A 26,146-nucleotide genomic window follows, 5' to 3' on the forward strand; every position below is an offset into this window, starting at 1 on the left:
GTTCAATGGCCGTTGCCGATGGAGTCGTGACCGCCAACATTGGGGCGGGTCAACAGACCACCGAGCCTCGGCACGGACAGACAAAACAGCGCCACGACCAGTTGCAGCCAACCGATCATGGCCAACGCTTGCGGCAACGCCGTGGAGGCCCCGGAAGTGATGGCGAGTACCACCAGCGGGCTGATGAATTCGCCGGCGAAAATCGCCGCGGTGAAACACCCCGCCGCTCGGCCACGCTGAGCAAAACCGACTTGCGCCATGATCCAGGTGATCAACGTCGGCAACATCAGGCCTATGCCCAGACCGTTGACCAAGACCGCGACCACCACTTGCGCGTGGCTGCCAGCAGCGGCCATCAACAGCCCACCGATGCCGGCCAGGCCATAGGCAATCAGCAGCACATGTTGGCTGCGCAAGCCGCTCAACAGGCGAAAACTCAAGGCCCCGGCGAGCACGCCGAGTTGATTGGCGCCCATGGTCATGCCGATCTGCTGCGGCGCATCCACATGCAACAAGTTGAGCAAATAACCGGCTTGCACCGGCACGATGAACAGGCTCAGGCCCGCGAGCAGCGACAACGCATACAGGGGCGTCAGTGCGCGCCACGGAAAAACGCGCAGGGCTGGCACCGGCAATGTTGCTGTCGGTTGCACGCGCGGTTGCGGCTCCCAGAGTTTCCACGCCATCAGCGGCAGGAAAATCAGCCCGACCGCGTACAGCGCAAACGGTGTGCGCCAGTCGTCCTGACCGAGAAAACCACCCAGCGCGATAAACACCGCCGCAGAGAGTGAGGTCGCGACCATTTGTAAGGCGAACAAGCGCTCGCGTCGGGCGCCGCTGTAGTAGTCGCCCATCAGCGTTGTGCAGCAGGTCATGATCCCCGCCTCCGCCAGACCGATACCGGCGCGGCTGGCGACGATGGCCGGCAGCGAATCCAGCCACAGCGGCAACACACCGCAGAGCGTGTACAGGGCCATGCTCGCCAGCAACAGCGGTTTGCGTCCGAGCCGATCGGCGATGACCCCGGCAAACGGCGCCAGTAGTGCAATCATCAATGCCGGCAAGGTCAGCACGATCGGCACCAGCACCGTGCTGCCCGCGACCTCGGCAAAATGTGCCTGCATGCGCGGTAAAACCGGTGCGAGCAATACCGCGCCGAGCACGGGCAGACAGCTGCCGAACAGCAACAGCAACGATTGCGTCAAACCGGCGCGGCGGTCGCTGTTTCCCAATGAAGACTCAACGGCCATGACAGGTCTCCCGATGACGCGATTGAACAACATCCGCCGCCACGGCTCGCGGCGGCAGGCTCAGATTGGTCGCCTCCTCCGGCGTTTCTGCGTCGGTGTTCGTGCGCCGTGCAGGCAGCAGGAAGTACGCCAGCGCTGGCAACAGCAGCAGTGCCCCGACCATGTTCCAGACGAACATGAATGCCAGCAGCACGCCCATGTCCGCCTGGAATTTGATCGGCGAGAAGATCCACGTGGCCACGCCAATGGCGAGCGTGATGCCGGTGAGCATCACCACTTTGCCGGTGGACACCAGCGCGCGGTAATAGGCTTCTGACAGGCTCGCGCCCTGACGCAGATGACCGAGCAGGATGCTCATCACATACAACGCATAGTCGACGCCAATGCCGACACCCAACGCGATCACCGGCAACGTCGCGACCTTCACGCCGATGTTCAGCCAGACCATCAATGCTTCGCAGAGGATCGAGGTGACCATCAGCGGAATCACCGCGCACAGCGTGGCGCGCCACGAACGGAAGGTGATCAGGCACAGCACGATCACCGCCCCGTAGACCCAGAACAGCATCTCGCGATTGGCTTGCTTGACCACGATATTGGTCGCTGCTTCGATGCCGGCATTGCCCGCTGCCAGCAGGAACTGCACGTCCTGGTCGTTATTGGCGGCGGCGAATTGCTCGACGTGTTCGACCAGCCGCGTCAGCGTTTCAGCCTTGTGATCGGTGAGGTAGGCGTACAGCGTCAGCAGGCTGCAATCCTCGTTGTACAAACCGCGTGGCGCACTGGCGGTGATCATATTGAGCATCGCCTGATTGTTCTGCAGCTCGTACCACTTGGCGCTGCCTTCGCTGAGGCCGACCAGCATGCGTCGGTTGAGCAAGGCCAGCGAGTTGGTCGAATCCACCCCCGGCAGCGCACGCAGTTGCCAGTCCAGCGCATCGACTTTGGCGAGGATGTCGTAACGCGCACATTGCCCGGCCGGGGTCTTGACCATCACCGCGAACAAATCACTGCTGGCGCCGTAATGCCGGGTCAGAAACGCATCGTCCTGGTTGTAGCGTGAGTCGGCCCGCAACTCCGGCGCGCCGGCATCCAGATCACCGATCTTCAATTGCAGGCTGACCACAAAGCCCAATGCCGCAAACGCCAGACTGATGACAATGCACAGGCTGGCCCAGCGACGTTGGGTAAACAGATCGAGAAAACGCCAGAAGCCATGACGCCGCGCGCCGGCCTGATCGTTCTGCTCGCTCTTCAGGCTCAATTGCGCCGCACGCGGCGTTACGCCGACATAGGACAGCAACACCGGCAGCAGAATCAGGTTGGTGAAAATCAGCACCGCCACACCGATACTGGCGATCACGGCCAGATCCTGAATCACCTGGATCTTGATCAGCATCAGCACGGCGAAACCCACTGCGTCGCAGAGCAATGCCGTGAGCCCGGCCAGAAACAGCCGTCGAAAAGTGAAGCGTGCGGCCACCACCCGGTGCATGCCGCGACCGATGTCCTGCATGATGCCGTTCATTTTCTGCGCGCCGTGGCTCATGCCGATGGCGAACACCAGAAACGGTACCAGCACCGAATACGGATCCAACTGATAGTCGAGCAACGGCAACAGCCCCAGTTGCCAGACCACCGCCACCAATGAGCAGAACACCACTAGCACCGTGCTGCGCAGGCAGCGCGTGTACCAGAACAGCACGGCGGTGGTGATCAGGATCGCTACGGCGAAGAACAACAGGATCTGCTTGAGCCCGGCAATCAGGTCGCCGACCTTTTTCGCGAAACCGGTGATGTGAATGTCGATCTTTTCGCTCTGATACTGGCTGCGCAATGCCTCCAGTTGCTCGGACAGCACCGAGTAATTCAGCGCTTGGCCGTCGGCAGTCGTGGCCAGCAACGGCACATAAATGATGCTCGAGGTTTGATCGAACGCTACCAGTTGGCCGAGCTCGTTGGAGCGCTGCACGTTGCGGCGCAAGGCCTCGAGGCTGGCCGGGGTGCCGGCATAATCGTCCGGAATCACCGGGCCGCCATCCAGGCCGTCTTCAGTCACTGCAACCCAACGCGTTGCCGGCGTCCACAGCGACTTCATGTAGGCACGGTCGACGCCGGGCAGCAGGCAAAGCTTGTCGCTCAAGGCTTGTAAAGTTTTCAGATAATCAGCGTCGTAGATATCGCCCTGGCGATTGGCGACGACAACGCGCAAGGAGTTGCCCAGACCGCTGAGTTGCTTTTGATGTTGCAGATAATTGGCTATGTAAGGTTGTTGCGTGGGGATCATCTTTTCGAAACTGGCGTTCAGCTCGACGCGCGTGGCCTGATAGCCCAAGAAAAGCGTGGTCACCAGGCACACCAGCAACACCCACAACCGGTGATTGAACAAAGTGCGTTCCACAACCGAGCCGGAGCGCGGGTCGAAACTCGCCAGGCTGGCCGTGGCGTTGTCGAATGGTTTCATAACCTCACTCCGAAGCTGTAGCGGTGGGCGACGCCAGGCGCGTCAACCCGGTAAAACCGGCCAGCACCAGGCTGCCATCGGCGGCCTGCACGACGCTGGCAATCGGTTTGCCCAGCGGTTTGCCGAAAGGCTGCAGGGTTGGTGCGTCGCCCGTGGTGCGAAACATTGCGCCCGCCTGATTGACCAACAACAGCTGGCCGTCAGCGGTGCGAATCGCTTCACTGAAGGACACTGGCATCGGTACGGGCGCAGGCACGAAGCTGTTGCCGCCGTCGGTAGAAATGAACGCGTTGCCTTTCAGTCCTGCCGCCAAAAGCGTGCCGTCATCGCGCAGTTGCAGGGCGAAGAAACTGCCGCTGTACGGGCTGTCGAGCGCGACGAAGGATTGTCCGCCGTCTTCGGAACGCGCCACATAACCTTGCTCGCCGGCGATGAACCAACGCTCGCCTTGTTGCGCGATGGCATACAGGTGCGCGCCCATCGGATTGTCGATATGACCCATCAGCGACTGCCAGCTCACGCCGCCGTCCTCGGTGGTAAAGGCGAGGCCGTAGGCGCCGACGATCAGGCCGTGACGTGCATCGGTGAACTTGAGACTCAGAAACGGTTTGTCCGCGCCTTCGCTGACCATCCTTTCGGCGGTTTGCACGCGCGCCGCCGCTGCGTCGGGGTCAGTGGCAGTCGGCAGTTGCTCGCGTGCGGCGTGCAACTCCAGTTGCGCAGCGCGGTTGCCGTCAAGCTGCAACGCCCAGTTTTCGCCACCGTCGTGGCTGACCAGCACCGCACCGGCATGGCCGACCGCCCAGCCCGTGTTCGCATCGACAAATTGCACCGCCGTAAGGCTGACGGACACCGGCACCTGCGCCTGCCGCCAATTGATACCGTTGTCATCGGAGAGCAAGACGATGCCGCGTTCGCCGACCGCCACCAACCGCGCACCTGCCCGCGCCAGATCAAGCAGGACGGCTTGCCGGGCCTGCGGCGCGCGCATCGCCGGCGTATTCAATACATCGCCGACGGCAGCGGCCTGAGCCTGGCTCACGGGTAATACGCAAGGCAGCGCCAGCAGCGCTAACAACCGCCCGAGCACCTGACAGATTCTGTTCATACCGACCTCGAAACCACCTGTGAAACCGGATCGCCACAGCGTGTCGCGATCCGGCCCGATTCAACGAACCCCGGCACCCGCCATCGCCGCCGGCGAGAATTCCGACGCCTTGTAGCGATCGACCACGCCGTATTGCTCAGGCAGGCCGGTGTAGACGTTCTGGATAAACCAGGCGCCGGAGGTCAGGTCGTAGAAACCCGAAGACAGCTGCGCCTGCGCTGGCAGATCCGGCAGCACGGCGGGCAGCGACCACAAGGTTTTGGCGAGTTGGCCGTTGGCGTCCCAGCGATCGCCGAGCATGGCCTGCCAGGTGTCTTCGTCGAGGTAGTAACGGCCCTTCGGCAATTGGTGACGCTTGCCCGGCGCGAGTTCGGCGTCCACCACCCACACGCGATGCAATTCCCAGCGCACGTAATCAGGATTCATGTGGTGAGCCAGAAACAGGTCTTCCGGTTTGCCGGCCGTCAGGACTTTGTTGGTGTTGTAAGGGATGTACATTTCCTGCTTGCCGACCAGTTTCCAGTCGAAGCGATCGATGCGTCCCTGGAACACGCTCAATTCATCGAACGACATTACCCCGGCGGTGGCCGGCGTCGGCGTGTCGCAGCAGGCATTCGGCAACTTGCGCACGCGGCGCTGGCCGGTCAGATAGACGTGAGCCTGAGACTTGTCACCGTTGATGTTGGTGCGCCCCATGATTTGCTCACCGGCTCGCAGCGGCGGGCCGACGTTCAGCAGGCGGAACAGCCAGTAATCACCGGCGAAGCTTTCCGGCGTGCCGTCCTGGTAGTAATACGGCATGTCCTGAATCGCCTGGCCGTCGGTGGTCATCACTTGATTGCCATCTGCGGTCATCAGGTAATGGCGAAAGTGCATGGCCAGTGACGTACCGCGCCAGTTGAGGATGTGGTTCCACATGGCTTCGGCGCCGTTATGCGGAATCGGGAATGGAATACCGCCAAACGCCCCTTCAGGCACCGGTCCGGCGCTGCTGTCGACCAGCTTGGCGCGGGTGGCATTTTTCAGAGTGTTGTCGTACACCCATTGCGGTGCGGCGGCCGTGCGACGGGTCGGATAGACATCGATGCGATAGGTGTCAGGAAAACGCTTGAACATTTCCTTGGTGCCATCGCTGAGCCTGGCGGCGTATTGCGCCAGGTTTTTCGAGGTGATGCTGAACAGCGGCTTGTCAGCCGCAAACGGATCGCTACGTTTGCCGCCCTCCTTGAAGGCCGGATCGACCTTGGTGTAGCCGCCATCCCAGGCTGGAATCGAGCCGTCGGCATTGCCGGCGCGCTCGGCACCGAAAGGCGTCAGCGATTTGTTCAATTTCGCCGCTTCGTCAGCCGCGGCTGCTGCGGCACCCTGACTCAATACCGCCAGGCTTGCGAGCAACGCGAAGCACAAGGCTTTGAGTGTGAACGCGGCATTTTTGTTGTTATAGGTCATGCGCAAGTCCTCTTAAAACGTGGTCTTGACGGAGAAAGCCAGGTAATCCCGGTCTTTCAGCGATTGCTGGAAATTGAATTGGCTGGTCGCGTTGAGGTTGGTGTTCTCGGGGCCGTAGTAATGCGTGTATGTCAGGCCGGCGGTCACACGGTCGAGGTAGGTCGCGGTAATACCGATATTCATGTCACCGCCGTTATCTGCGCCGAACGAACTGACAACCGCTGATTTGCCCAGCGGGAAATAGCTCAGGCCAACCGGAATGCTGATGTCCACGCCGGGGAAAAACTGCCGATAAGTCGGGGTGTAAACCATCTTGAAGCCGAGACCGTCATCGGTGGCGTTGGGGTCTAGTGCGGCACGGTTTTTTGTGACGCTGAGCAGACGGTTCCAGGCGACCTCACCGACGAATCCGGACTCCTTGGCAATGAAGTTCGGTCCGAACGAAGCGATCACGTTGAGGTTGATGTGCGCGGTGCGCCCGACGGCATAAAGCGCATCGTCGTCGTTGTCGGCAGCAACCCCCGTTAGCACCGTGACGCCGTTGGACACCAGTGGCATGTTCCAGCGCATCGAGGCTTCACCGGCAAAGCTGTAGGCATCGACGGTGGTGGAGAAACTGGCGCCCAGCGCGCGGATGTCTTCCGGGTAAACCCAGTAGTAGTCGCCGATTTGGCCCGTGCTGAAGTTGGGTGCGCCAGTGGAAGGTCTGAGGTACAGCTTGGGGGTCTTGTCGTGGTACTGAATGGCATAGAGACCGTACTCCACGGTCTCGGCGCTGTATTTCAGTTGCAGGCCACCCTGCCCCGAATCCCTGGCATCTTTGTCTTTGCCATGGAAAAACGCCGCCGGACTGCTGGCGTTGCCACCCAGAAACGCCGGGAACGGCGCGCCGACAATCAGACGTTCATTGCCTTCACCGATGGTGTCGCTGGTAGAGAAGTAACTGCCTGCGCCAGGCAAGCGTGTTTCTTCCCATTCCAGTTGGTAAAACGCCCCGAGGGATACGTCATCGGTCACTTGGAAGGTGCCCGACAGTTGATTGACCGGACGGGTGATTTCCTTGAACTGCGTGTTCGGCACCGACTGCGCCTTGACCACGTCCACCGGGGCCATGCCACCGGCAATGCCGTTGGCGCCGAAAAACAGGCTTTCACCCCAGATCAGGCCATGACGGCCGGCGCGCACCGACGTTGCACGGTCGGCCAGTTCACCGTTCCAGTAGACGAACGCGTCGAGGATTTCGCCGTCACCACCGTGCAAATGACGGGTGTCGTCGGTGAACTCGTCGTAGCCCACCGAACGTGCGTTGGCGCGGGACGGATCGTTATTGTCGTTGTTGCCCTGGTACTCGCTGTCGTACCACGCTGCTCCGCTCAAACGTGCGCCGAAATCCTGAAACGACAGATCCAGCTCCGAGAGGATGTCGGTGCGATTGGAGATCAGGCCTTTTTTGAACGCACGATCGCCATCGTCCTGGTTGAGCGCGACCTGACCCTCGGTCAATTTGCTGCTCGGATTCTGCGTGCGCCAGGCAGCGCTGTACTTGATCGTATTGTCCCAGCGCAGCTTGAAATCCGGGTTGCCGGTATCGATGTCGAAAGCGAAAGCGGCCTGGCTGCACAGCACCAGCAGCGCAGCGACGCTCAAACCAAAGGGTGCAGACGAGCAGACCGAGCGACGCGCGAGCGCCGCAGTCGTAGAACTAACCATCGCGTTAACCTCTTGTTTTTATAGTGGTAACTGCTGTGGATGAGTCGCCGGTGGGGCTTAGATTGGCTCGGCAGTGCGCGCGAGCATTTGCTTGACCAGGCCAATGCGATCGAAGGCGCGGTCGTGTTGCATCTCCTTGTCGCCGGCCAGCACCGAGCTTTCGCTGATGTACTTGCAACGTTCGAAGCGCCGCGCCATGAAGCGCTGCAACTGCTGCTCGACGCTGGTGGCGGCGGGCTGCTCGCGAGTGAGTTCTTCGCTGAGCACAATCGCGTCTTCGATGGCCATGCCGGCGCCCTGACCGAGGTGCGGCGTGGTGGCGTGGGCCGCATCGCCAATCAGCAGGACGCGTCCGCGATGCCACGGCTCATCGACGAACACCACTTCCATCGGCTTGTAGACGACCTGGCTGTTGTCGGTGATTTGCTCGCGCAGTTCGCCGATCAGCCCGGTAAAGCCTTGCAGGCGCTGGCGCATCTGCGCGGCCAGATCGGCAGGATCCATCCACGGATTGGAGGGCTCGTGGGACGTCAGAAACAGGTACATCAAGTCGCCGGCCAGCGGCACCAGCCCGGCGTTGCCGTCAGCGCTTTGATAGTTGGCAAGATGGTCAATCTGTGGCGCGCGGGGAAAGTTATAGCGCCACACCGACTGACCAGTGAAACGCGGGGTGTAGGTATCGCCGAAGACCAGGCTGCGCACTTTAGAGAACAGACCATCGGCGCCGACCACCAGGTCGTAGCTGCCTTGACTGCCATCGGTAAACAACACGTCGACCTCTGTGCCGTCGTCGTTCAGCGTTTCCACGCTCAAGCCCAAACGCACGTTGGCACCGAGTTGCAAGGCGGTTTCGCTGAGGACTTTGTGCAGCGCCAAGCGGGAAATGCCGACGTTGGCGGGGTACTGCGGGCCGGCGAGTCGCTGGCCCGGAATGCGCGCCAGTTGCTGCCCGCCGGGGCCGTAGATGGCGACGTCTTCGAAGGCATAAGCGGCATCGAGATAGCCGTCGAGAACGCCCAGTTTGGCCATTTCACGGACGACGTTGCTCTGCTGAATAATCCCGACGCCATAGACTGTCCATTCGGACTTGAGCTCGATCAGGTCGACCTCGATGCCTTTACGCCGCAAGGCGATGGCCGCACACAAGCCGCCGATACCACCGCCCACGATCAGAACGTTGTTCACTGCACTCATGGTGTTCTCTCTTTTTATTCTTGTGATCGATGCTGCGTCGGGCACGGCATCGTTGGATGAAGCTTCCCGGCAAAGCAGGGATTTGACTAATCGCGAGTAGGGATGCGATGTATCGCCGTACGCGATACCTCGATTTATCCCGGCTGCGGCAACTCCTAAGGCATTCGTACCAACAGCCAGCCATCCTTCTCGCAGAACGGCAGCGCCTCCAGCGTCTGGCCCAGACACGGGCCGTAGATACACTCGCCGGTCGCCGGCAGAAATTGCGCACCGTGGGCGTAGCAGACGATCAACTGGCCATCGGCGGACAAGAACTTGTCCTTGCGATACTCCAGGCGCACGTCCAGATGCGGACAACGGTTGCGATAGACCCGCACCTGATTGCCGTGACGCAGGGCAAACACGCTGTCGCGGCCCTGCGCCAACGGATCGAATCCGCGCGCCCGGCCCTCCTCCAGTTCGTCCAGCCGACACAGTGGCTGCGCAATTGCGCTCATGATCAGCGCCGGCCTCAACCGAGTTTTGGCGGCGGGCCACCGGGGGCCCATTTTTCTTTCGCGCTGAACAGGAACAGCTGCGAGTTATCCGCCGACAGCGGCGCGCGACGGGCCTCCCAGGCGTCATCGTGCTTGTCCATGTCGGCGTCGTATTCGATGTGGCAGCCCAGCGGACTGTTGAAGTACCAGAACCAGTTGGAGCCAAACAGGTGACGGCCCGGGCCCCAGAAACTGGTCCAGCCTTTTTGCTCGAAACGCGTCCCGGCCAGCAGCACTTCGGTGCCGCTGCCCATGTGGAAGGTGAAGTGTTCGCAGCCCTTCATGTGCGGCGGGGTCTGGATCATGAACAGGCAATGGTGATCGTCAGAGCCGGCTGGGCGCATGAACGGCCCGGCGCCAATGAAGGTGTCGGTGGTGCGAAAACCCAGACGCTCGGCGTAAAAGGCTTCCGCTTTCGCCGCATCGGGTACGAAATACACCACGTGCGACAAAGTGCGCGGGACGGCGCCCATATCGAGGGTAATGCCCGGCTGGTTAAGTGGCCGCTGTGGCGCATGGCCGGCGGCGTTGGTCAGGTCATCCGGTGCGCTGTAAGGCTTGCGCACACTGACCTGAAACGCGATGGCGAAACCCATGTCGTCAACGCTGTGCAGCACGCCGTGTTGATCACGACGGACGCTACGATCACGCGCCAGCTCATCTTCGATGGCATCCAGATCACTGAGCGCAGCGACCCCGTAGACCGTCTCGCGAATCGACGGCGCCGGGCCGATCGCCACCGGCAAATCAGGGTCGTCGGCTCGGCGGATAATCACGGCGGTACCGTCCAGCGCTTCGAAACGCCCGCCGTTGCTGTCAACGCCGACCGGCGCAAGGCCGTAGTCGCGCAGGCAATCGGTGCAGGCTTGAATGTCATCGACGCCAAAAATCAGGGCATCAAGGCCAATGATGTTCATGGCTTACCACTCCATTGAAATTATGATCCGGTGACTGTCGCCATGGACGCCTTACAGCGCGCCGGGCCTGACTGGAAACCGGTGGTGGTGTCGGCTGCAGGGCCGACTGCGGCGAAGATTGGCGCAAGGGTTGGCAACTGACTAATCGCGAGTCGGGATGCGACCTATCGGCAAACGCGATACCTGAGACGAAGGTTGACGTGCCGATGGAATCGTTCGAATGTATTGCGAAAATAAATACAAGAACGGACCTGCCCATGCGTTTCAACCATCTGGATCTGAACCTGCTGGTCGCGCTCGATGTATTGCTCGAAGAGCAGAACATCACCCGCGCGGCTGAACGCCTGCACATGACCCAATCCGCCACCAGCGGCGTGCTCGCGCGATTGCGCACCTACTTTGAGGATGAGCTGCTGGTCCAGGTCGGACGCAAGATGCAGCCCACGCCCTACGCCACGGAACTGGCAAAACCGGTGCGTGAAGTCCTGTTGACGATCCAGTCCTCGATTACCGCCAAACCGGTGTTCGACCCGGCCACCAGCAAGCGACATTTTCGCTTGGTGACCTCGGACTATCTGATCAGCGTGCTGTTCGCCCAGGTGATCCAGAACATTCATCAGGAAGCGCCCAACATCACCTTCGAAATGCTTGGCCCCAGCGACAATTCCGGCGAACTGCTGGTGCGTGGCGAAGTCGACCTGATGATTGTTCCCGAGCGCTACATCATTGACGGCCACCCTTCGCGCCTGCTCTTTGAGGAAGAACATGTGTGCGTAGTGTGGCAAGGCAATACCCAAGTCGGCGACACCCTGACCCTTGAGCAGTACATGCAGATGGGCCATGTTTCGGTGGGATTTGGCCGTACCCGCCACATGAGCATCGAAGAATGGTTCATGAATCAGTACGGCTTCAATCGGCGCATTGAAGTGATCACCAGCGACTTCAATACCCTGCCGCAACTGATTGTCGGCACGCAGCGCATCGCCACGATGCACCAGCGTCTGGCGAACCTCTACGCGCACTATCTGCCGCTGCGCATCCTGCCGCCACCGGTGAAAATTCCGGTCATGCGCGAATACATGTTGTGGCACCGCAGCGTTGACGGCGACCCGATGCACCGCTGGCTGCGCGAACGCATCAGCGAATCCATCCAGCATCTGCAACACGTGCCCATCGTATCTCGCGATACCTCGTATCCGCCGTCACGATTGGCCAATTAGTCGGGTGATCCTTAACGTGCCTTGGGAATGCCAAGGCAACCACAAGGACAACAATAATCATGTTTCGCTATTTCCCGACCAACTACGTTTGGAATCTCTCTGTCGACCTGGCCATTGAAATGGGCGCCCGCATGGGTGAAATCGAAGAGATGTGCGCCCCGCTGCAAGAGGCTGCGAAACAGCCAGACGCGGCCGGCACCCGTGCCTTTCGCGAAACCTGGGCAAAAATGGCCGACAAGCTCTGCGGTCTGGCCGAGGAAGACGAAGGCAATGGCCGGATGCTCTCGGCTGGCGAGAAATACAACCGCGCCGCCACCTATTATTTGACCTGCGAGCGCCTGCAAGCCCATGGCGCTCCGGGGCGAACCGAGCTCTATCAACGCTTCCTGCAAACCTTCAAGCGCGGCATCGAACTGTCGCGGGAAACCTGCGAACGGGTGGAAATCCCGTACGAGGGCAAACATCTTTCCGGCTTGCTGGTGCGCGCCGAAGGCGTCGAGGGGCCTGCGCCGATTCTGGTGCAGGTCAACGGTCTGGACTCGACCAAAGAAATGAAATACCGCGTGGGCCTGCCAGCCTGGCTGGCGAAACGCGGCATCTCTTCGCTGATCATTGACCAGCCCGGCACCGGCGAAGCGCTGCGCCTGCATGGCCTGACCGCGCGATTCGACAGTGAACACTGGGCCAGTCGCGTGGTGGATTGGCTGGAAACCCGAAGCGATGTTGATGCCAAACGTATCGGCCTCGAAGGTGTCTCGTTGGGCGGCTATTACTGCCCGCGCGCGGTTGCCTTCGAACCACGCTTCGCCTGCGGCGTCGTGTGGGGGGCCAACCATGACTGGCGTGATGTGCAAAAGCGTCGACTGGAAAAAGAAGGCAGCTTCCCGGTGCCGCACTACTGGGCACATGTCTGCTGGGTTTGGGGCGCCAGGGACGTCGAAGAGTTCATGACCATCGCTGAAAACGTGCACCTCGATGGCGTGCTCGACCGGATCAAGGTGCCCTTCCTCGTGACCCATGGTGAACAGGATTCGCAGATTCCGTTGAAGTGGGCGCATCGCACCTACGAACAACTGGTCAACAGTCCAAAATGTGAACTGAAAATCTTCACCGAACGTGAAGGTGGTGTGCAGCATTCGAGCTTCGACAACAGCATCAATGCCGGGCATTACATTGCTGACTGGATCGCCGAAACCTTGGGCGGCCGTACCGCTTGATCCACTGAAAAAACACGCCATGAAAAACGCCGGACAATCTCGCGATTGTCCGGCGTTTTCGTTGATGGCTTCAGCCCGGCGCAGCTATTGATGCCATCAATGCGCAGGCATCGATGCAATCTGCTGGTCGTCCCCTCGCCTGCTCTCTAGCCTCTCTTTGCATAACAATCACATAGCGAAGACGCCATGACTGCCCTGCACCTGAAATGCCAGACCTTGTTTGACGGCACCGGACTGCAAACCCGCCAACAACAGACATTGATCGTCGAAAACGGCCTGCTCAGTTACGTCGGGCCCACCGCGCTGGCACCCGCTCCCAAGCCAGGCGATACACGGGTGGATGCGGGGGATAATTTCGTCATGCCGGGGCTGGTGGATGTGCACACGCATCTGGCCTTCGGCAACGCGCAGAGCGAGGAAGACATTGATCTGTGGACCAGCGACGAATTTCGCGCGTTGCGCGGGATGTTCTTCGCGCAACACGTGCTGGCCGCCGGCGTCACCAGCATGGTCTGCCCCGGCGACAGCGGTCAGCTCAGCATCGCCGTGCGCAATGCGGTGACCGCTGGTTTGTTCGAAGGCCCGAGGATCGCGGCCAGCAGCCGCGTCATCACCAATCGGCAGAGTCTCAATGACTGGTTCCCTAGTCGGGTCGGCGCTCCGGAGTACTTCACCGCCCAATTGGTCACCAGTCGTAGCGACGCCCTCGCGGAGATCCGCAAGCAGGCCAAGGATGGCGTCGACCTGATCAAGATCGCCATGGACGGCACGCACCGTCGCCCCAACGGCGAAATCATTGCGGCCTTCACCGCCGACGAGACCTTCGAAATGGTCGAGGAAGCGCATCGTCTGGGCTGCAAGGTCGCCACCCACGCCTACGGTCGCGAAGCCGTGATGTACGCGGCGCGCGCCGGCGTTGATCTGGTTTTCCATGCCTTTTACATGGACGACGCCTGCATCGAAGCACTGCTAGAGGCCGGCAGCATTCTGGCGCCGACCATGACCTTCCCGCAGAACACCGTGGATTTCTGTCAGCCCCATGATCCGGCGATCAGCACCGGTTATGCCGGTTACTGTGCGCGCACACTGGAGGTCGGTTCGGCGGTACTCAAACGCGCCAAAGCAGCCGGCGTACCGTTTGCCTGCGGCAGTGACAGCGGTTTTGCGGTGACGCCCTACGGCGAGTGGCACGCCCGTGAGCTGGAGTTGCTGGTGACTCGCCTCGGATTCACCCCGGCCGAAGCGTTATACGCCGCGACCGCTGTCGGCGCGCGCTGCATGCCGCGCGGTGAAACCCTCGGCACCCTGCAAGTGGGCAAGCAGGCAGACTTCCTCGTGCTCGACGGTTCACCGCTGAACGACATTCGCATCCTTCAGGATCGTTCGCGCCTGAAGGCCGTTTACAAGGCCGGGCAATCGGTGCGCATGGATCGCAGCCCCTACAACCCCAAGCAAGTGTCCGATTTCAATTCGCTGAAATGGACTGATCTTTACACCCGCGACCGCGTGGCCCAACTGGGCAAGTGGGCCGTATGAGGACAGAGGCCATGCAACGACTTGATTTACTGACTGCGACGAACATGGCCAGCGATGCCATCCGTATCGCTCGGGAAACCGGGATCAAACCGCTGGGCGTCGCCGTACTGGATGCCGCCGCCCATCCCTTGGCGGTTCTGCGCGACGAACACGCCAGCTTCCTGCGCCCGCAAATCGCCATCGGCAAGGCGCGTGGCTGCCTGGGCATGGGTTTTGGCGGACGTGAACTGGCGCGACGCGCGCAGGCCATGCCGGCGTTTTTCGATGCGATCAACAGTTTGACCGGCGGCGAGGTGATTCCGGTGGCGGGCGGCGTGCTGATTCGAAATGCCGAGGGCGTGGTGCTCGGGGCCATCGGCATCAGTGGCGATACCTCGGACAACGACGAGCGCTGCGCATTGATGGCCATCGCCAAGGCCGGATTGCTCGCCGACAGCGGCGATCAGCCAGAGGGTTGATCGAGCAATGCGGCCTGTTCCACGAGCAGGCCGCGAAACCACTGCATGACCGGGTCGTGTGCTTGATAGGGATGCCATTGCAAGACTTGAACGGCCTCGGGAAACGCTACCGGCGCCGGGAGAATACGCAACGGATGACGCTGGGCGAAGCGTTGCGCCTGTCGTTGAAACACCGTGGCAATGCGCGCGGTGCCAACGATGAACTCCGGCATCAGCACAAAGCTTTCAACGGTCACCGCCACTTGCCGCTCAATCCCGAGTTCATGCAGGTGCATGGCGTCCATCGCCAGGTTGTGCCCGTCAGCGAACTCGCGCACCACATGCGCCGCGGCGCAATAGTCGGCCATGCTCAGTTGCTCGGCAAACTGTGGCTGTTGCGCGCAGACGATGCAACAGAGCTGGTCCGTCATGAGCGGCACATGGGGATAGGCCGGATTCAACCGGCGCTGCGGCACGATGACGCAATCACTGCGCCGATAATCGAGTGCTTCGCTGACGACATCGCCGTCGCGCGGCACGGGCATGTCACGCAGGCTCAAGCGAATGCCCGGAGCCATGCGTGCCAATGCACGGCTGACCGCTGGCAGCAGCACGTCGGCGACGTAATCGGAGGCGACCAGGGTGATGTGCCGAGTGCAATGTGCCGGATCAAAATCCAGCGGCGCGTCGACGATTTCCCGGGTCAGTTCAAGCGCCGCACGCACTTTTGGCAGCAACGCCTGCCCCAACGCGGTGGGTTCCAGGCGTCGCCCCACTGGCACCAGTAACGGGTCATTGAAATGTTCACGCAAACGGCCCAATGCCGAACTGGCGGCTGACTGTCCCAGGCATAGACGCTCGGCCGCCCGGCTGACACTGCACTCGCTCAGCAAAGCGTCCAGCGCAACCAACAGATTAAGGTCGAGGCGTCGATAGCGCATGTCGGTTCCGTCGAAGGCGGTGGCTCAAGTGTCGGCCCGCAATGACGGGCAGGATCCACTAGAAATCATGACCTTAACCAGCGGCTTACCGTTGCACCAATCGCGTGCTTCACTGACAGGTATCGTCAACGGCGATACCAGGCGCCAGTGCGGCTCCTGGAGTAAAGAACATCGGCTATTGGCCGTCACGCGCAAACTGGTTACGCCCCAGCGCCTTGGCCTTGTACAGCGCCTGATCAGCCGCTTCGATGAATCCCTGCAAGTCCTCGAGTTGCGCGTCGGTTGCCGTGGCGATGCCGATGCTCACGCTCAGGCGCCCGAACGGGCTGGCGCTGTGGTTGATGTTCTCTTGCTTCAGGCGGTCGAGGATGAGTTGCGCCACCACTGCGGCACCGTCAGCGTCAGTGTCCGGCATGATGATGCCCATCTCTTCGCCGCCATAACGCGCCACCAGATCTGACGGTCGACGCACACATTCCTCGAGGATCTTGCCGACGGTTTGCAGGCAGGCATCACCGGCGACATGACCGAATGAGTCGTTGAACAGCTTGAAGTAATCGATATCTATCATCAGCAATGCCAGCGTCGTACCGTCACGTTTTGCGCGCCGTGCTTCGATGGCGAGACTCTCGTCAAAACAGCGTCGGTTGGCCAGCCCCATCAATGCGTCTTTCATCGCGAGCAACTCGAGTTGCCGATTGGATGAGAGCAACTGCTGCTGCGTCCCGCGCAATTGATCTTCGGCCTTGGTGCGCCGGCGGATATCCAGAATCAGGAACCAGCCGATCAAGCCTGTAAGCCCAAGTAGCCCAGCCACCACCACGGCCGACAGCAACGCCTCCAGGCGCCACGCGGCCAATGCCTCGCGTTTGCCGAGGGCGACGGTGGTGATCAAGGGCAGCCGATCGCTCTTGCGGAAGGCGTACAGCCGCTCAACGCCGTCCAGGCTGGAGGTGAACGACGCGGTGCCGACTGAGTGATCGACCAGATACTTCGCATAGATGGGCGACTTGGAAAAGTTGCGGCCCATGTCCTGCTCGCGAAATGGATAGCGAACCAGCAACGTGCCATCGGTATACGACAAGCCGATGGCGCCGTCCTGCCCGACGTCGAGCTTGCCAAACAGGCGCAGGAAGTTTTCCACCCCCAACGTCACCGCCACCACGCCGGCAAACTCGCCGTGAGCATCGTTGAAACGGCGACTGACGGTAATCACCCATTCCTGATTGGAGCGGCTCTGAATCGGTGGCCCGATGAAAGTCTCGCGGGAGGGATCATCGCGATGATGGATGAAATAGGCGCGATCACTGCTGTTCGACCCGGCGGGAATCGGCCGGTTGGAAGACATCAGCCAGCGGCCCTGAGTGTCGTAGATGGTGATGCCACTGAGCTGCGGCATCAACGGTTCCTGGCGCTTGACCAGGGTACTCAGCCGCTGAATCTGCGCGGGGCCACTGCCTTCGGTTTCCAGACGTTCGACGAGGCCGAGCAACAGCAATGAACTCTGGCGCACGATGCCTTCGGAGTACGTCGCCAACGCCTGGGTCAGGTTCAAGCCATGGACGTTGACTTCTTCCAGTGCGCGCTCTCGAGAGGCCAACACTTTCCACACCGTCAAGGACGCGAGGGAACAACCGATCACACACAACAAAAGCACAACCAGATGAGTATCACGCTTCACATTGCTACCTTTTGGAAAGTCCGGTTTTCCGTTCCAGCGACTCATGAGCGACTCAATGGCTGCAGACTCCTGCGCTCGCCGCGAGCAAGGATACAAGCAGTGGTGAAACGTTGCAGCAACAGATTGTTCAGGGAATCACTGAGTGAAGTCTCGCGACACAGGCTCAGTAACAGAATCCACGAATGAGTTGTACGATGTCCTAACACAAGGTATTACTACCTCTCCCCCAAAAACAATAAAACCACGGAGATCGCTACATGGACTCATCCCTGTCCGCCAAGCCTGAAAGCCTTGACCGCGCGGTAGGCAATACCCGCCGCAGCTTCCTGAAAAAGTCCCTCGCCGTTTCCGCCACGCTCGCTACCGTCGGCGGCACCACACTTGCCCGGGTCGCCGAGGCCGCCGAGCCCTTGAGTCAGCGCTACCCTGATCCGCTGATTCACATCCTCGATGACAGCTTCCTAGATCTGCGTATTTTCAACGCCAGCGTCGAGAAACTCGCCACCGGTATGCGCTGGGCCGAAGGGCCGGTGTGGGTCGGTGATGGCCGCTATCTGTTGGTCAGCGACATCCCCAACAATCGCATCATGCGCTGGGACGAAATCACTGACACTTTCTCCGTGTACCGCGAACACTCCAACTTTTCCAACGGCATGTTCCGGGATCGCCAAGGACGTCTGATCGTCTGCGAAGGCTCCACCACCACCAGCGAAGGCCGGCGCATCACGCGCACCGAAGCCAATGGCACGATCACCGTGCTGGCCGACAGCTTTGACGGCAAACCCTTCAACTCGCCCAACGACATCGTCTGCAAAAGTGACGGATCGATCTGGTTCAGCGACCCGCCCTTCCAGACCGGCAACAACTACGAAGGCCACAAAATCACCCCGAGCCAACCCCACGCTGTCTACCGCATCGACGGCGAGAGCAAAAAAGTCACGCGGGTCATCGACGACCTCAACGGCCCCAACGGCCTGTGCTTTTCTCCGGATGAAAAAACCCTGTACGTCGTCGAAGGACGCGCCAAGCCCAATCGCCTGATCTGGGCGATTGCCGTGAAGGACGACGGAACCCTCGGTGAACGCCGCAAGCACATCGAAGGGCTTGAGTACGCTGCGATCGACGGCATCAAATGCGACGAAGCGGGCAACCTGTGGTGCGGCTGGGGCGGCAATGGCGATCCCAAGGCCGATCTGGAAAAACTCGACGGCGTGCGCGTTTTCAATCCGCAGGGCAAAGCCATCGGGCACATTTCGCTACCAGAGCGCTGCCCGAACCTGTGCTTCGGAGGACGCGAAGGGAATCGGCTGTTCATGGCCAGCAGTCACTCGATCTATTCGCTGTTTGTGAATACTCGTGGGACTACGTTTGCGTTGTAAAAGCGCGGTTCGTCTCGCGTTGGATTAGTGAGCAGCGGAACAATAGTCTGCCGCGCATCCGAGGATGCGCGGCATTCAAGCCCAAATGGATGATGGCAGGTGCCCAACAGCCGTTTACGACCAGAAGCCTTTATGCGGTTCAGCCGCCTCGCCCTCCAGCATCGGCCCCAACACACTGACCTTGCGCTGCCCCTTGGCGAATACCTCGCGGCATGGCAGCGAGAACGTCGGGTTCTCCGGATGGTCACCCGTCAATCCCAGCAACGCATGCTCCGACAAGGCATAAACCACCCGCCCGATCCCCGTCCAATACACCGCGCCGGCGCACATGCAGCAAGGTTCGGCGCTGGTGTACAGCGTGCAAAGTTCCAGCTCCTGCGGCGACAGCAGCTTGGCCGCCGCCGCTGCCGCCACCAACTCCGCGTGCTGAGTAGGATCGCCCTCCGGCGGCATGGAGTTGTTCCCCGCTTCGACAATCACCTTGCCGTTGCGGTCAGCTACCAACGCCGCGAACGGATGGCGACCGCGTTGTTTCGATGCCTCGGACAAGGCGATTGTCTGGCGCAATAACGTCAGATCCAGTTCGCTGACGCCGGCCGGGATGAGCTGAGTGAATTGATTCATGGGTAACTCCTGGGCAGTGGAAGATAAAAAGTCAGTCTGCTAATTCAGCGCCGATGGTTTCGGTCGATTTTTTGTCGTTGTTGAGCAGGACGTTGAGGAGGATGGCGGTGATCGCACCGAGGAAAATTCCGCTGTCGAGCACCAGTTTCAAAGTCGGGCCGACGTGCTCGAATAGAGCCGGAAAGGACATCGGCAGCACGCCAACACTGACCGACACGGCGACGATGATGCCGTTGCGCGTCCCTTCGAATTGCACCCGCGACAGCTCTTGAATCCCCGCCACCGTGGTCATGCCAAACATGACGATCGCGCAGCCGCCGAGCACCGGCGTCGGCACTGCCGCGATCAACGCGCCGAGTTTCGGGAACAAGCCCATCAGCACCATGATTGCCCCGGCAGCGGCCACGACGAAGCGGCTTTTCACATTGGAAAGCGCGATCAAACCGGTGTTCTGGGTGAAGGCGTTGTAGGGAAAACTGTTGAACAAGCCGCCGAGCATGGTCGACAAACCGTCGGCGCGAAACGCGTTGCCGAGGGTTTGTTGCGTGGTCGGTTTGCCGGTCAATTTGCCGATGGCCAGGCAGTTGCCAGTGGTTTCGGCCATGATCACCAGCATCGCCAGGGTCATGATCAGAATCGGTACCGGGGCGAATTCCGGCGCGCCGAAGGCCATCGGCGCACTCAGCTCAAACCACGCGGCTTCGCTGACCCGGCTGAAATGAGTCATGCCGCAAGCCGCTGCGATCAGGCTGCCAACGAACAGGCCAATCAGCACGCTGAGATTGCCGATAAAGCCCTTGAACTTTGCGTAAATCACCAGTGTCACACTGACCGTGGCCAGGCCCAGCAACAAGTTGGCGGGATTGCCAAAGTCCGCGGAGTCGGGATTGCCCCCACCCAACCAGATCGCCGCCGCCGGCATCAGCGAGATGCCGATAATGGTGATCAGACTGCCAATCACCACCGGCGGAAAAAACCGTAGCAAGCGGCTGAACACCGGCGCCACAGCAATCGTAATGAAACCTGCGGCAATTACCGCGCCGAAAATCTGACTGAGGCCGAATTCCTTGCCGATCATGATCATCGGCGCCAGGGCAATGAACGAGCAGCCCTGAATCAGCGGTAACCGCGCGCCGAATTTCCAGAAACCGAGGGTTTGAATCAGTGTCGCCACGCCAGAGGTCAACAGGTTGGCGTTGATCAGCAACACGATCTGCGCCGACGTCAGCCCCATCGCGCTCCCGAGAATCAGCGGTACAGCCACCGCCCCCGCATACATCACCAGCACATGCTGCAAGCCAAACGTGAACAACTGTCGCAGTGGCAAAACCTCGTCCACCGGATGAATGCGTTGTGGGGTCATTTCACACGCTCCTGAAGGTGCGGCATCTGTTGAAATCGCGGGCATGCTCAGGGGCGTTTGAAGGGTAGATCCGCCCCGGAGATCGTTTGACGCGGGGCCATCTTTGAACGTTTATTGCGATGAAACAAATTAGCAACCATCGCTTTTTTCGATGGCACAATCACTCATTCGTTAGCCGCTGCAACCCCCTCACCTCGACCCGGAGTTCGACGCTTGCGCTTCTCACTCGATCAACTGTTGATGTTCGTCCAAGTGGTCAAAAGCGGATCGTTCTCCGCCGCCGGACGCAAACTGGGCAAGACCCAATCGACCATCAGTGCGGCGATTGCCAACCTCGAAACCGACCTTGGCGTCGACCTGTTCGACCGCAGCAACCGCAGCCCTGCCCTCACCGCCAGCGGCCACAAATTACTGGTCCAAGCCGAGGCCGTACTGGAACGCTGCATGACCTTCGAAGCCCACGCCGACTGCCTGTCGGACAACGTCGAACCGAGCCTGACACTGGCGATTGAAACGCCGTACGGCCCGATCATGCCGGTGCTCAAAGCCTTCGAAGCCGCGTTCCCCTTTGTCGACCTGATCATCCGTCACCCGGTGTACGGCGACGTCAGCGAGCTGGTCAGCAGCGGCGAAGCGGTACTTGGCGTGGCGTTCTCACTGCCCGGCTACCCCAAGGAACTGGCGTTCCAGCAGTTGGGCAAACTGATCATGCTGCACGTCTGCCACCCCGACCATGCACTGGCGCAACTCGACAACGTCAGCTTCGACGACCTGCACGTCCATCGGCGCCTGGCCTTCAGCGCCCACGCGAGCAAACTGCCGAGCAGCGAATACCTGCGCTCGACCCAGTTGTGGCAAGCGGAAAGCTATCTGGCGTTACTGGAAATGGTCCGCGCCGGACTCGGCTGGGCCACCCTGCCCCGCCAGCTTGTTCAGCGCGAACTGGCCAAGGGTGAGCTGGTGGAACTGCAGCTCTCGGCGTATCCGCATACCGACTGGCAGATTGGTGTGGATCTGCTGTGGGCGCGACAACGACCGCTGGGCAAGGCGGAGCGCTGGCTGAAGGAGAAATTGCAGGGCAACAAGGTGTATGAACTGGATCGCAATGGGCAGATCACCACGCTTTGACGTGGGTACAAAGAGGCCCGCCAGCGGGCCTCGATTTCAGGTTTTGTAACTACGTCAGTTTGACTGTTTCAGGCTGAGTCTTGTGGTCAGGACGAATCTTGAACCAAATGGCGTACATCGCCGGCAGGAACACCAGCGTCATGATGGTGCCGACGAAGGTGCCGCCGATCAGGGTGTAGGCCAGCGTCCCCCAGAACACTGAGTGTGTCAGGGGAATAAACGCCAGGATGGCCGCCAGCGCCGTCAGCAATACCGGTCGCGCACGTTGCACCGTGGCTTCGACCACGGCATGAAAGGGCTCCAGACCTTCTTGCGTGTTGTGATGAATCTGCCCGATCAGAATCAGGGTATTGCGCATCAGTATCCCCGACAACGCAATCAAGCCGACCAGCGCATTGATGCCAAACGGCTGATTGAAAACAAGCAGCGTCGGCACCACGCCAATCAAGCCTAACGGTGAGGTGAGGAAAACCATGATCATCGCCGCGATAGAACGTACCTGCACAATGATGATCAGCAACGTCATGGCGATCATGATCGGCAGCAACGGCAAGATCGCCTTGCCCGCTTTGCCGGACTCCTCGATCGCCCCTGCCTGCTCGATCCGATAACCGGATGGCAGGGTCTCGATGATCGGCTGCAACTGCTTGAGGATCACAGCCGAAACATCCGGTGGCTGCAGGCCTTCGGCAATGTCGCCACGTACGGTGATGGTCGGCGTACGGTCACGGCGCCGCAGAATCGGATCCTCCATACGCACATCGACCTCGCCGATCTGCGACAACGGGATGCGTTGTCCCGCCGCCCCGACCAGGGTGAAACCCTTGATTTGCGCCGGGTCGAGCCTGATGTTGCCGGCGGCACGACCGACGACCTGCACAGAACGAATATCCTCGCGAACCGCCGTGATCGGCACTCCGCTCAGCAGGAACTGCAGTTGCTGGGCGACCGCATTGGAGGTCAGCCCCACAGCTTGCAGACGGTCCTGATCGAGACTGAAATGCAGTGTCGGGGTCAGCGGTCCCCAGTCAGTGTTGACGGTTCTCATCATCGGGCTGTCTTGCAGCACGCCCCGGACCTGCTCGGCGATGTCGCGCAACTTCGCCGGATCTGGTCCCATCACCCGGTAGGCAACCGGAAACGGCGAATAAGGACCGAAGACAATTTGCGACGCCCTGAGACGGGCCTCCGGGGCGAGCCCTTCAGCAACGGCCTGACGAAAACGCAATTTGAGGGTTTCCCGCGCCTCCTCACTTCCCGTAAGCACCACGATCTTGGCGAACGATGGATCGGGCAGTTCTGGCGCCATCGCCAGGAAAAAACGTGGCGCACCTTGCCCGATGTAGGCCGTGACGATTTTTGCCTCATCCTGCTTGTGCAGCCAGGCTTCGACCTTGGCAGCCGTGGCGCTGGTCTGCTCGATCGACGTGCCGTAGGGCATTTGCACTTCGATCATGACCTCGGGTCGGTCAGACGTCGGGAAGAACTGCTTTTTCACCACGCCCATGCCTGCCGCCGCCACGAAGAACAGCGCGAAAACCGCTGCCGCGACCAGCCATTTGTGCGCGATAACCTGCGTCAACACCCGGCGAAAGCGGTTGTAACGCGGCGTGTTATAGATAGCCGCATGCCCGCCTTCGACCTTCTTGATGTCCGGCAACAACTTCACGCCCAGATACGGGGTGAACGCCACCGCGACGACCCAGGAAGCGATCAGGGCGATGCCGACAATCCAGAACATGTTACTGGTGTACTCGCCAGCAGTGGACTGCGCAAAACCGTTCGGCAAAAAACCGATCGCCGTCACCAGCGTACCGGCCAACATCGGCGCCGCCGTATGACTCCAGGCGTAGGCGGACGCTTTGATGCGATCGTAGCCCTCCTCCATTTTCACCACCATCATTTCAATGGCGATGATCGCGTCATCGACCAACAGCCCCAGCGCGAGGATCAATGAGCCGAGGGTAATCCGATCGAAATTCTTGCCGGTGGCGGCCATCACCACGAACACGATCGCCAGGGTCAACGGCACAGCCGCGGCGACCACCACCCCTACTCGCCAGCCCATGCTGAGAAAGCACACGAGCATGACCACCAGCAGCGCGACAAAAAACTTGACCATGAACTCGCCGACTGCGGAGTCGATATTCACCGCTTGATCGGTAACTTTGGAGAGGGTCATGCCCAATGGCATTTCCCCATTTATCCGCGCGGACTCCGCATCAAGCGCGTTGCCCAGATCCAGCCCGTTCCAGCCCTCGCGCATCACCACACCCAGCAGCAGCGCGTCTTCACCGTTATTGCGCACAACAAAAGTGGCCGGATCTTCGTAACCGCGTTCAACCGTTGCCACATCAGAAAGCTTGAGTGTGCGTCCCTGCACGGAGACCGGTGTGTCGCGAATTTTCTGCACCTTGTCGAAAGCACCGTCGAGACGCAGAAAAACCTGTGGCCCGTTGGTTTCGATCGAGCCGGCGGGTGTCAGCACGTTCTGACTGTTCAGCGCGGCGAAGATGTCCTGCGGCGACAAGCCAAGGGTCGCCAACCGGTCATGGGAAAACGAAACGTAGATGCGCTCGGCTTGCTCACCGATGATGTTGACCTTTTTCACACCTGGCACATGCAACAAACGCTGGCGCATGGCTTCCGCATCACGCACCAGCAAGCGCTGGGGCTCGCCTTTGGCTTTCAAGGCGAACAGCGCGAAGGTCACGTCGGAAAACTCATCGTTGACCATCGGCCCGATCACGCCGGCCGGCAACTTGATCGCCTCATCGTCGAGTTTCTTGCGCGCTTGATAGAACTCTTCCTGCACTTGCGCGGGCGGCGTGCTATCGAGCAACGACACCATCGTGAACGCGAGTCCCGGACGGGTATAGGTTTCCGAGCGGTCGTACCACTTGAGTTCTTGCAGGCGCTTTTCAAGGGGTTCGGCGACCTGATCCTGCATCTCTTGCGCCGTCGCGCCCGGCCACGCGGTAATGACCGTCATCTGCTTGACCGTGAACGGAGGATCTTCGGCACGCCCTAGCTGAAAGAACGACAACGTCCCTGCAACTGCGATCAGAAAGATCAGAAAGACCGTGATCGCTCGCTCGCGTACGGCGATGGCGGAAATATTGAATCGTCCCTCGCTCATGGGCGACTCCCGGCAACGCGGGCCTCGCTCTGCGGGAGCAACCTCACCTCTTCGCCATCGCGCAGCAAATGGGCGCCGAGCGCAACAACCTGCTCACCGGCATTGAGGCCCGCAGCGATACGTGCCGAATCATCGCTCAATCCCAACACCTGAACCGCTCGCCAGCTCACCTTTGCCGGTACCCCGGCGATCACCCAAACACCCGGACCTTTGCCCGGGTCGTAAACAGCCGCGATGGGGACTTGTAACGCCTGTGTCTGGCTGGCGCCCTCGGCAATTCTGAGGGTCACTGTCGCACCGATCGGCGCATTGGCCAGCGGCCCTTCAAGCACATAGCGCGCCTCAAACGTGCGCGTTGTTTGATCGGCCGAGTCCGAAAGCAGCCGCAGTTTCACCGTCACCGCCGCTGAATCCACCCCGTAGAGACTCGCTTGCGCGGTAGAGCCCGCAGCCGGACGCAGGGTTTCCGGCAGATGCACGATGGCTTCGCGTTGACCGGCGCGCGCCAGTCGAACCACCGGTTGTCCCGGGCTGATCACTTGTCCGGGTTCGGCGAGGGTTTCCACCACCACACCGTCCGCATCAGCGACCAGCAGCGCATAACCTGAAGCATTACGCGCTACGTCCGCTTGCGCTTGCGCGGCGTTGAGCTGCGCTTTTGCAGTCTCTGCGGCGGCTCTGAACTGATCGTAGGCTGATGCCGAAATGGCGCCAACGCCGACCAGTTTGCGATAGCGAGCTTCATCGTCGGCCGTCTGTTTGGCGCGGGCGTGAGCTGCAATGACCGCCGCCTGCTGCGCCCGCGCTTGCAACCCGAGGTCGATCGGGTCGAGCCGCATCAGCGGCTGGCCCC

Annotated in this window: 20 protein-coding genes; 6 read left to right on the forward strand and 14 right to left on the reverse strand. The window is 60.6% G+C overall.

Going from position 1 to position 26,146, the window contains the following annotated elements:
- Positions 1–2: 2 nt before the first annotated feature.
- The 8 genes from PMI37_RS01960 to PMI37_RS01995 all read right to left on the reverse strand — a co-directional run bounded on the left by PMI37_RS01960 (position 3) and on the right by PMI37_RS01995 (position 10,628).
- Positions 3–1,250 (reverse strand): MFS transporter, encoded by a 1,248-nt coding sequence (locus PMI37_RS01960; RefSeq protein ID WP_008077499.1) that lies wholly within the window; start codon positions 1,248–1,250, stop codon positions 3–5.
- Complete coding sequence (locus PMI37_RS01965) at positions 1,240–3,714, reverse strand: efflux RND transporter permease subunit (RefSeq protein ID WP_008077500.1); 2,475 nt, start codon at positions 3,712–3,714, stop codon at positions 1,240–1,242. The genes PMI37_RS01960 and PMI37_RS01965 overlap by 11 nt, the downstream gene beginning before the upstream one ends.
- A 4-nt stretch (positions 3,715–3,718) precedes the next feature.
- Positions 3,719–4,822, reverse strand: a complete 1,104-nt coding sequence (locus tag PMI37_RS01970; protein WP_008077502.1) for a WD40/YVTN/BNR-like repeat-containing protein — start codon at positions 4,820–4,822, stop codon at positions 3,719–3,721.
- Between the two features lie 60 nt (positions 4,823–4,882).
- Positions 4,883–6,271: a DUF1329 domain-containing protein gene (locus PMI37_RS01975; protein ID WP_008077504.1), complete on the reverse strand. Its 1,389-nt coding sequence runs from the start codon at positions 6,269–6,271 to the stop codon at positions 4,883–4,885.
- Positions 6,272–6,283: 12 nt separating this feature from the next.
- Entirely contained in the window at positions 6,284–7,981 is a 1,698-nt protein-coding gene (locus PMI37_RS01980; RefSeq protein ID WP_008077506.1) for a DUF1302 domain-containing protein, read from the reverse strand.
- A 57-nt stretch (positions 7,982–8,038) separates the two neighbouring features.
- Entirely contained in the window at positions 8,039–9,175 is a 1,137-nt protein-coding gene (locus tag PMI37_RS01985; RefSeq protein WP_008077507.1) for an FAD-dependent oxidoreductase, read from the reverse strand.
- A 155-nt stretch (positions 9,176–9,330) separates the two neighbouring features.
- On the reverse strand, positions 9,331–9,672 hold the full coding sequence (locus tag PMI37_RS01990; RefSeq protein ID WP_008077508.1) for a Rieske (2Fe-2S) protein: 342 nt from the start codon (positions 9,670–9,672) through the stop codon (positions 9,331–9,333).
- 14 nt (positions 9,673–9,686) lie between these two features.
- Positions 9,687–10,628, reverse strand: coding sequence for a VOC family protein (locus PMI37_RS01995; protein ID WP_008077510.1), 942 nt, complete (start codon positions 10,626–10,628; stop codon positions 9,687–9,689).
- A 257-nt stretch (positions 10,629–10,885) separates the two neighbouring features.
- On the opposite strand from PMI37_RS01995, the gene PMI37_RS02000 reads away from it, so the two are divergent.
- From PMI37_RS02000 to PMI37_RS02015, 4 genes are all read left to right on the forward strand, one after another.
- Positions 10,886–11,848: a LysR family transcriptional regulator gene (locus tag PMI37_RS02000; RefSeq protein ID WP_008077512.1), complete on the forward strand. Its 963-nt coding sequence runs from the start codon at positions 10,886–10,888 to the stop codon at positions 11,846–11,848.
- Between the two features lie 59 nt (positions 11,849–11,907).
- The gene (locus PMI37_RS02005) at positions 11,908–13,065 is read left to right on the forward strand and encodes an alpha/beta hydrolase family protein (protein ID WP_008077514.1); all 1,158 of its coding nucleotides are present in this window, start codon (positions 11,908–11,910) and stop codon (positions 13,063–13,065) included.
- A 186-nt stretch (positions 13,066–13,251) separates the two neighbouring features.
- Positions 13,252–14,601 (forward strand): metal-dependent hydrolase family protein, encoded by a 1,350-nt coding sequence (locus PMI37_RS02010; protein ID WP_008077516.1) that lies wholly within the window; start codon positions 13,252–13,254, stop codon positions 14,599–14,601.
- Positions 14,602–14,612: 11 nt separating this feature from the next.
- A complete protein-coding gene (locus tag PMI37_RS02015) occupies positions 14,613–15,059 on the forward strand; it encodes a GlcG/HbpS family heme-binding protein (protein ID WP_008077517.1) in 447 nt (148 codons plus the stop codon).
- On the opposite strand, the gene PMI37_RS02020 is transcribed toward PMI37_RS02015, so the two are convergent.
- Positions 15,044–15,979, reverse strand: a complete 936-nt coding sequence (locus PMI37_RS02020) for a LysR family transcriptional regulator (protein WP_008077527.1) — start codon at positions 15,977–15,979, stop codon at positions 15,044–15,046. The two genes, PMI37_RS02015 and PMI37_RS02020, sit on opposite strands and share 16 nt — an antisense overlap.
- Positions 15,980–16,154: 175 nt before the next feature.
- A complete protein-coding gene (locus PMI37_RS02025; protein WP_045122936.1) occupies positions 16,155–17,660 on the reverse strand; it encodes a sensor domain-containing diguanylate cyclase in 1,506 nt (501 codons plus the stop codon).
- Positions 17,661–17,917: 257 nt separating this feature from the next.
- Here PMI37_RS02025 and PMI37_RS02030 point away from each other — a divergent pair, with 257 nt between their 5' ends.
- Complete coding sequence (locus PMI37_RS02030; protein WP_008077531.1) at positions 17,918–19,039, forward strand: SMP-30/gluconolactonase/LRE family protein; 1,122 nt, start codon at positions 17,918–17,920, stop codon at positions 19,037–19,039.
- 114 nt (positions 19,040–19,153) lie between these two features.
- Here the strand turns inward: PMI37_RS02030 and PMI37_RS02035 are convergent, their stop codons facing one another.
- Positions 19,154–19,663 (reverse strand): nucleoside deaminase, encoded by a 510-nt coding sequence (locus tag PMI37_RS02035; protein WP_008077533.1) that lies wholly within the window; start codon positions 19,661–19,663, stop codon positions 19,154–19,156.
- A 31-nt stretch (positions 19,664–19,694) separates the two neighbouring features.
- Positions 19,695–21,026, reverse strand: a complete 1,332-nt coding sequence (locus PMI37_RS02040; RefSeq protein WP_008077535.1) for a nucleobase:cation symporter-2 family protein — start codon at positions 21,024–21,026, stop codon at positions 19,695–19,697.
- Between the two features lie 213 nt (positions 21,027–21,239).
- Here PMI37_RS02040 and PMI37_RS02045 point away from each other — a divergent pair, with 213 nt between their 5' ends.
- A complete protein-coding gene (locus PMI37_RS02045; protein WP_008077536.1) occupies positions 21,240–22,154 on the forward strand; it encodes a LysR family transcriptional regulator in 915 nt (304 codons plus the stop codon).
- Between the two features lie 49 nt (positions 22,155–22,203).
- On the opposite strand, the gene PMI37_RS02050 is transcribed toward PMI37_RS02045, so the two are convergent.
- Together PMI37_RS02050 and PMI37_RS02055 are read right to left on the reverse strand one after the other, a co-directional pair.
- The gene (locus tag PMI37_RS02050) at positions 22,204–25,293 is read right to left on the reverse strand and encodes an efflux RND transporter permease subunit (RefSeq protein WP_008077537.1); all 3,090 of its coding nucleotides are present in this window, start codon (positions 25,291–25,293) and stop codon (positions 22,204–22,206) included.
- The coding region (locus PMI37_RS02055; RefSeq protein WP_008077538.1) for an efflux RND transporter periplasmic adaptor subunit at positions 25,290–26,146 on the reverse strand (857 nt) is incomplete at its 5' end. The genes PMI37_RS02055 and PMI37_RS02050, both read right to left, overlap by 4 nt.

This window comes from Pseudomonas sp. GM80 (genome assembly GCF_000282515.1).
GTDB lineage: Bacteria > Pseudomonadota > Gammaproteobacteria > Pseudomonadales > Pseudomonadaceae > Aquipseudomonas.

Coding starts and splice junctions, on each gene's coding strand:
- PMI37_RS01960 (WP_008077499.1), bottom strand. CDS start 1,250: ATGGCCGTTGAGTCTTCATTGGGAAACAGCGACCGCCGCGCCGGTTTG.
- PMI37_RS01965 (WP_008077500.1), bottom strand. CDS start 3,714: ATGAAACCATTCGACAACGCCACGGCCAGCCTGGCGAGTTTCGACCCG.
- PMI37_RS01970 (WP_008077502.1), bottom strand. CDS start 4,822: ATGAACAGAATCTGTCAGGTGCTCGGGCGGTTGTTAGCGCTGCTGGCG.
- PMI37_RS01975 (WP_008077504.1), bottom strand. CDS start 6,271: ATGACCTATAACAACAAAAATGCCGCGTTCACACTCAAAGCCTTGTGC.
- PMI37_RS01980 (WP_008077506.1), bottom strand. CDS start 7,981: ATGGTTAGTTCTACGACTGCGGCGCTCGCGCGTCGCTCGGTCTGCTCG.
- PMI37_RS01985 (WP_008077507.1), bottom strand. CDS start 9,175: ATGAGTGCAGTGAACAACGTTCTGATCGTGGGCGGTGGTATCGGCGGC.
- PMI37_RS01990 (WP_008077508.1), bottom strand. CDS start 9,672: ATGAGCGCAATTGCGCAGCCACTGTGTCGGCTGGACGAACTGGAGGAG.
- PMI37_RS01995 (WP_008077510.1), bottom strand. CDS start 10,628: ATGAACATCATTGGCCTTGATGCCCTGATTTTTGGCGTCGATGACATT.
- PMI37_RS02000 (WP_008077512.1), top strand. CDS start 10,886: ATGCGTTTCAACCATCTGGATCTGAACCTGCTGGTCGCGCTCGATGTA.
- PMI37_RS02005 (WP_008077514.1), top strand. CDS start 11,908: ATGTTTCGCTATTTCCCGACCAACTACGTTTGGAATCTCTCTGTCGAC.
- PMI37_RS02010 (WP_008077516.1), top strand. CDS start 13,252: ATGACTGCCCTGCACCTGAAATGCCAGACCTTGTTTGACGGCACCGGA.
- PMI37_RS02015 (WP_008077517.1), top strand. CDS start 14,613: ATGCAACGACTTGATTTACTGACTGCGACGAACATGGCCAGCGATGCC.
- PMI37_RS02020 (WP_008077527.1), bottom strand. CDS start 15,979: ATGCGCTATCGACGCCTCGACCTTAATCTGTTGGTTGCGCTGGACGCT.
- PMI37_RS02030 (WP_008077531.1), top strand. CDS start 17,918: ATGGACTCATCCCTGTCCGCCAAGCCTGAAAGCCTTGACCGCGCGGTA.
- PMI37_RS02035 (WP_008077533.1), bottom strand. CDS start 19,663: ATGAATCAATTCACTCAGCTCATCCCGGCCGGCGTCAGCGAACTGGAT.
- PMI37_RS02040 (WP_008077535.1), bottom strand. CDS start 21,026: ATGACCCCACAACGCATTCATCCGGTGGACGAGGTTTTGCCACTGCGA.
- PMI37_RS02050 (WP_008077537.1), bottom strand. CDS start 25,293: ATGAGCGAGGGACGATTCAATATTTCCGCCATCGCCGTACGCGAGCGA.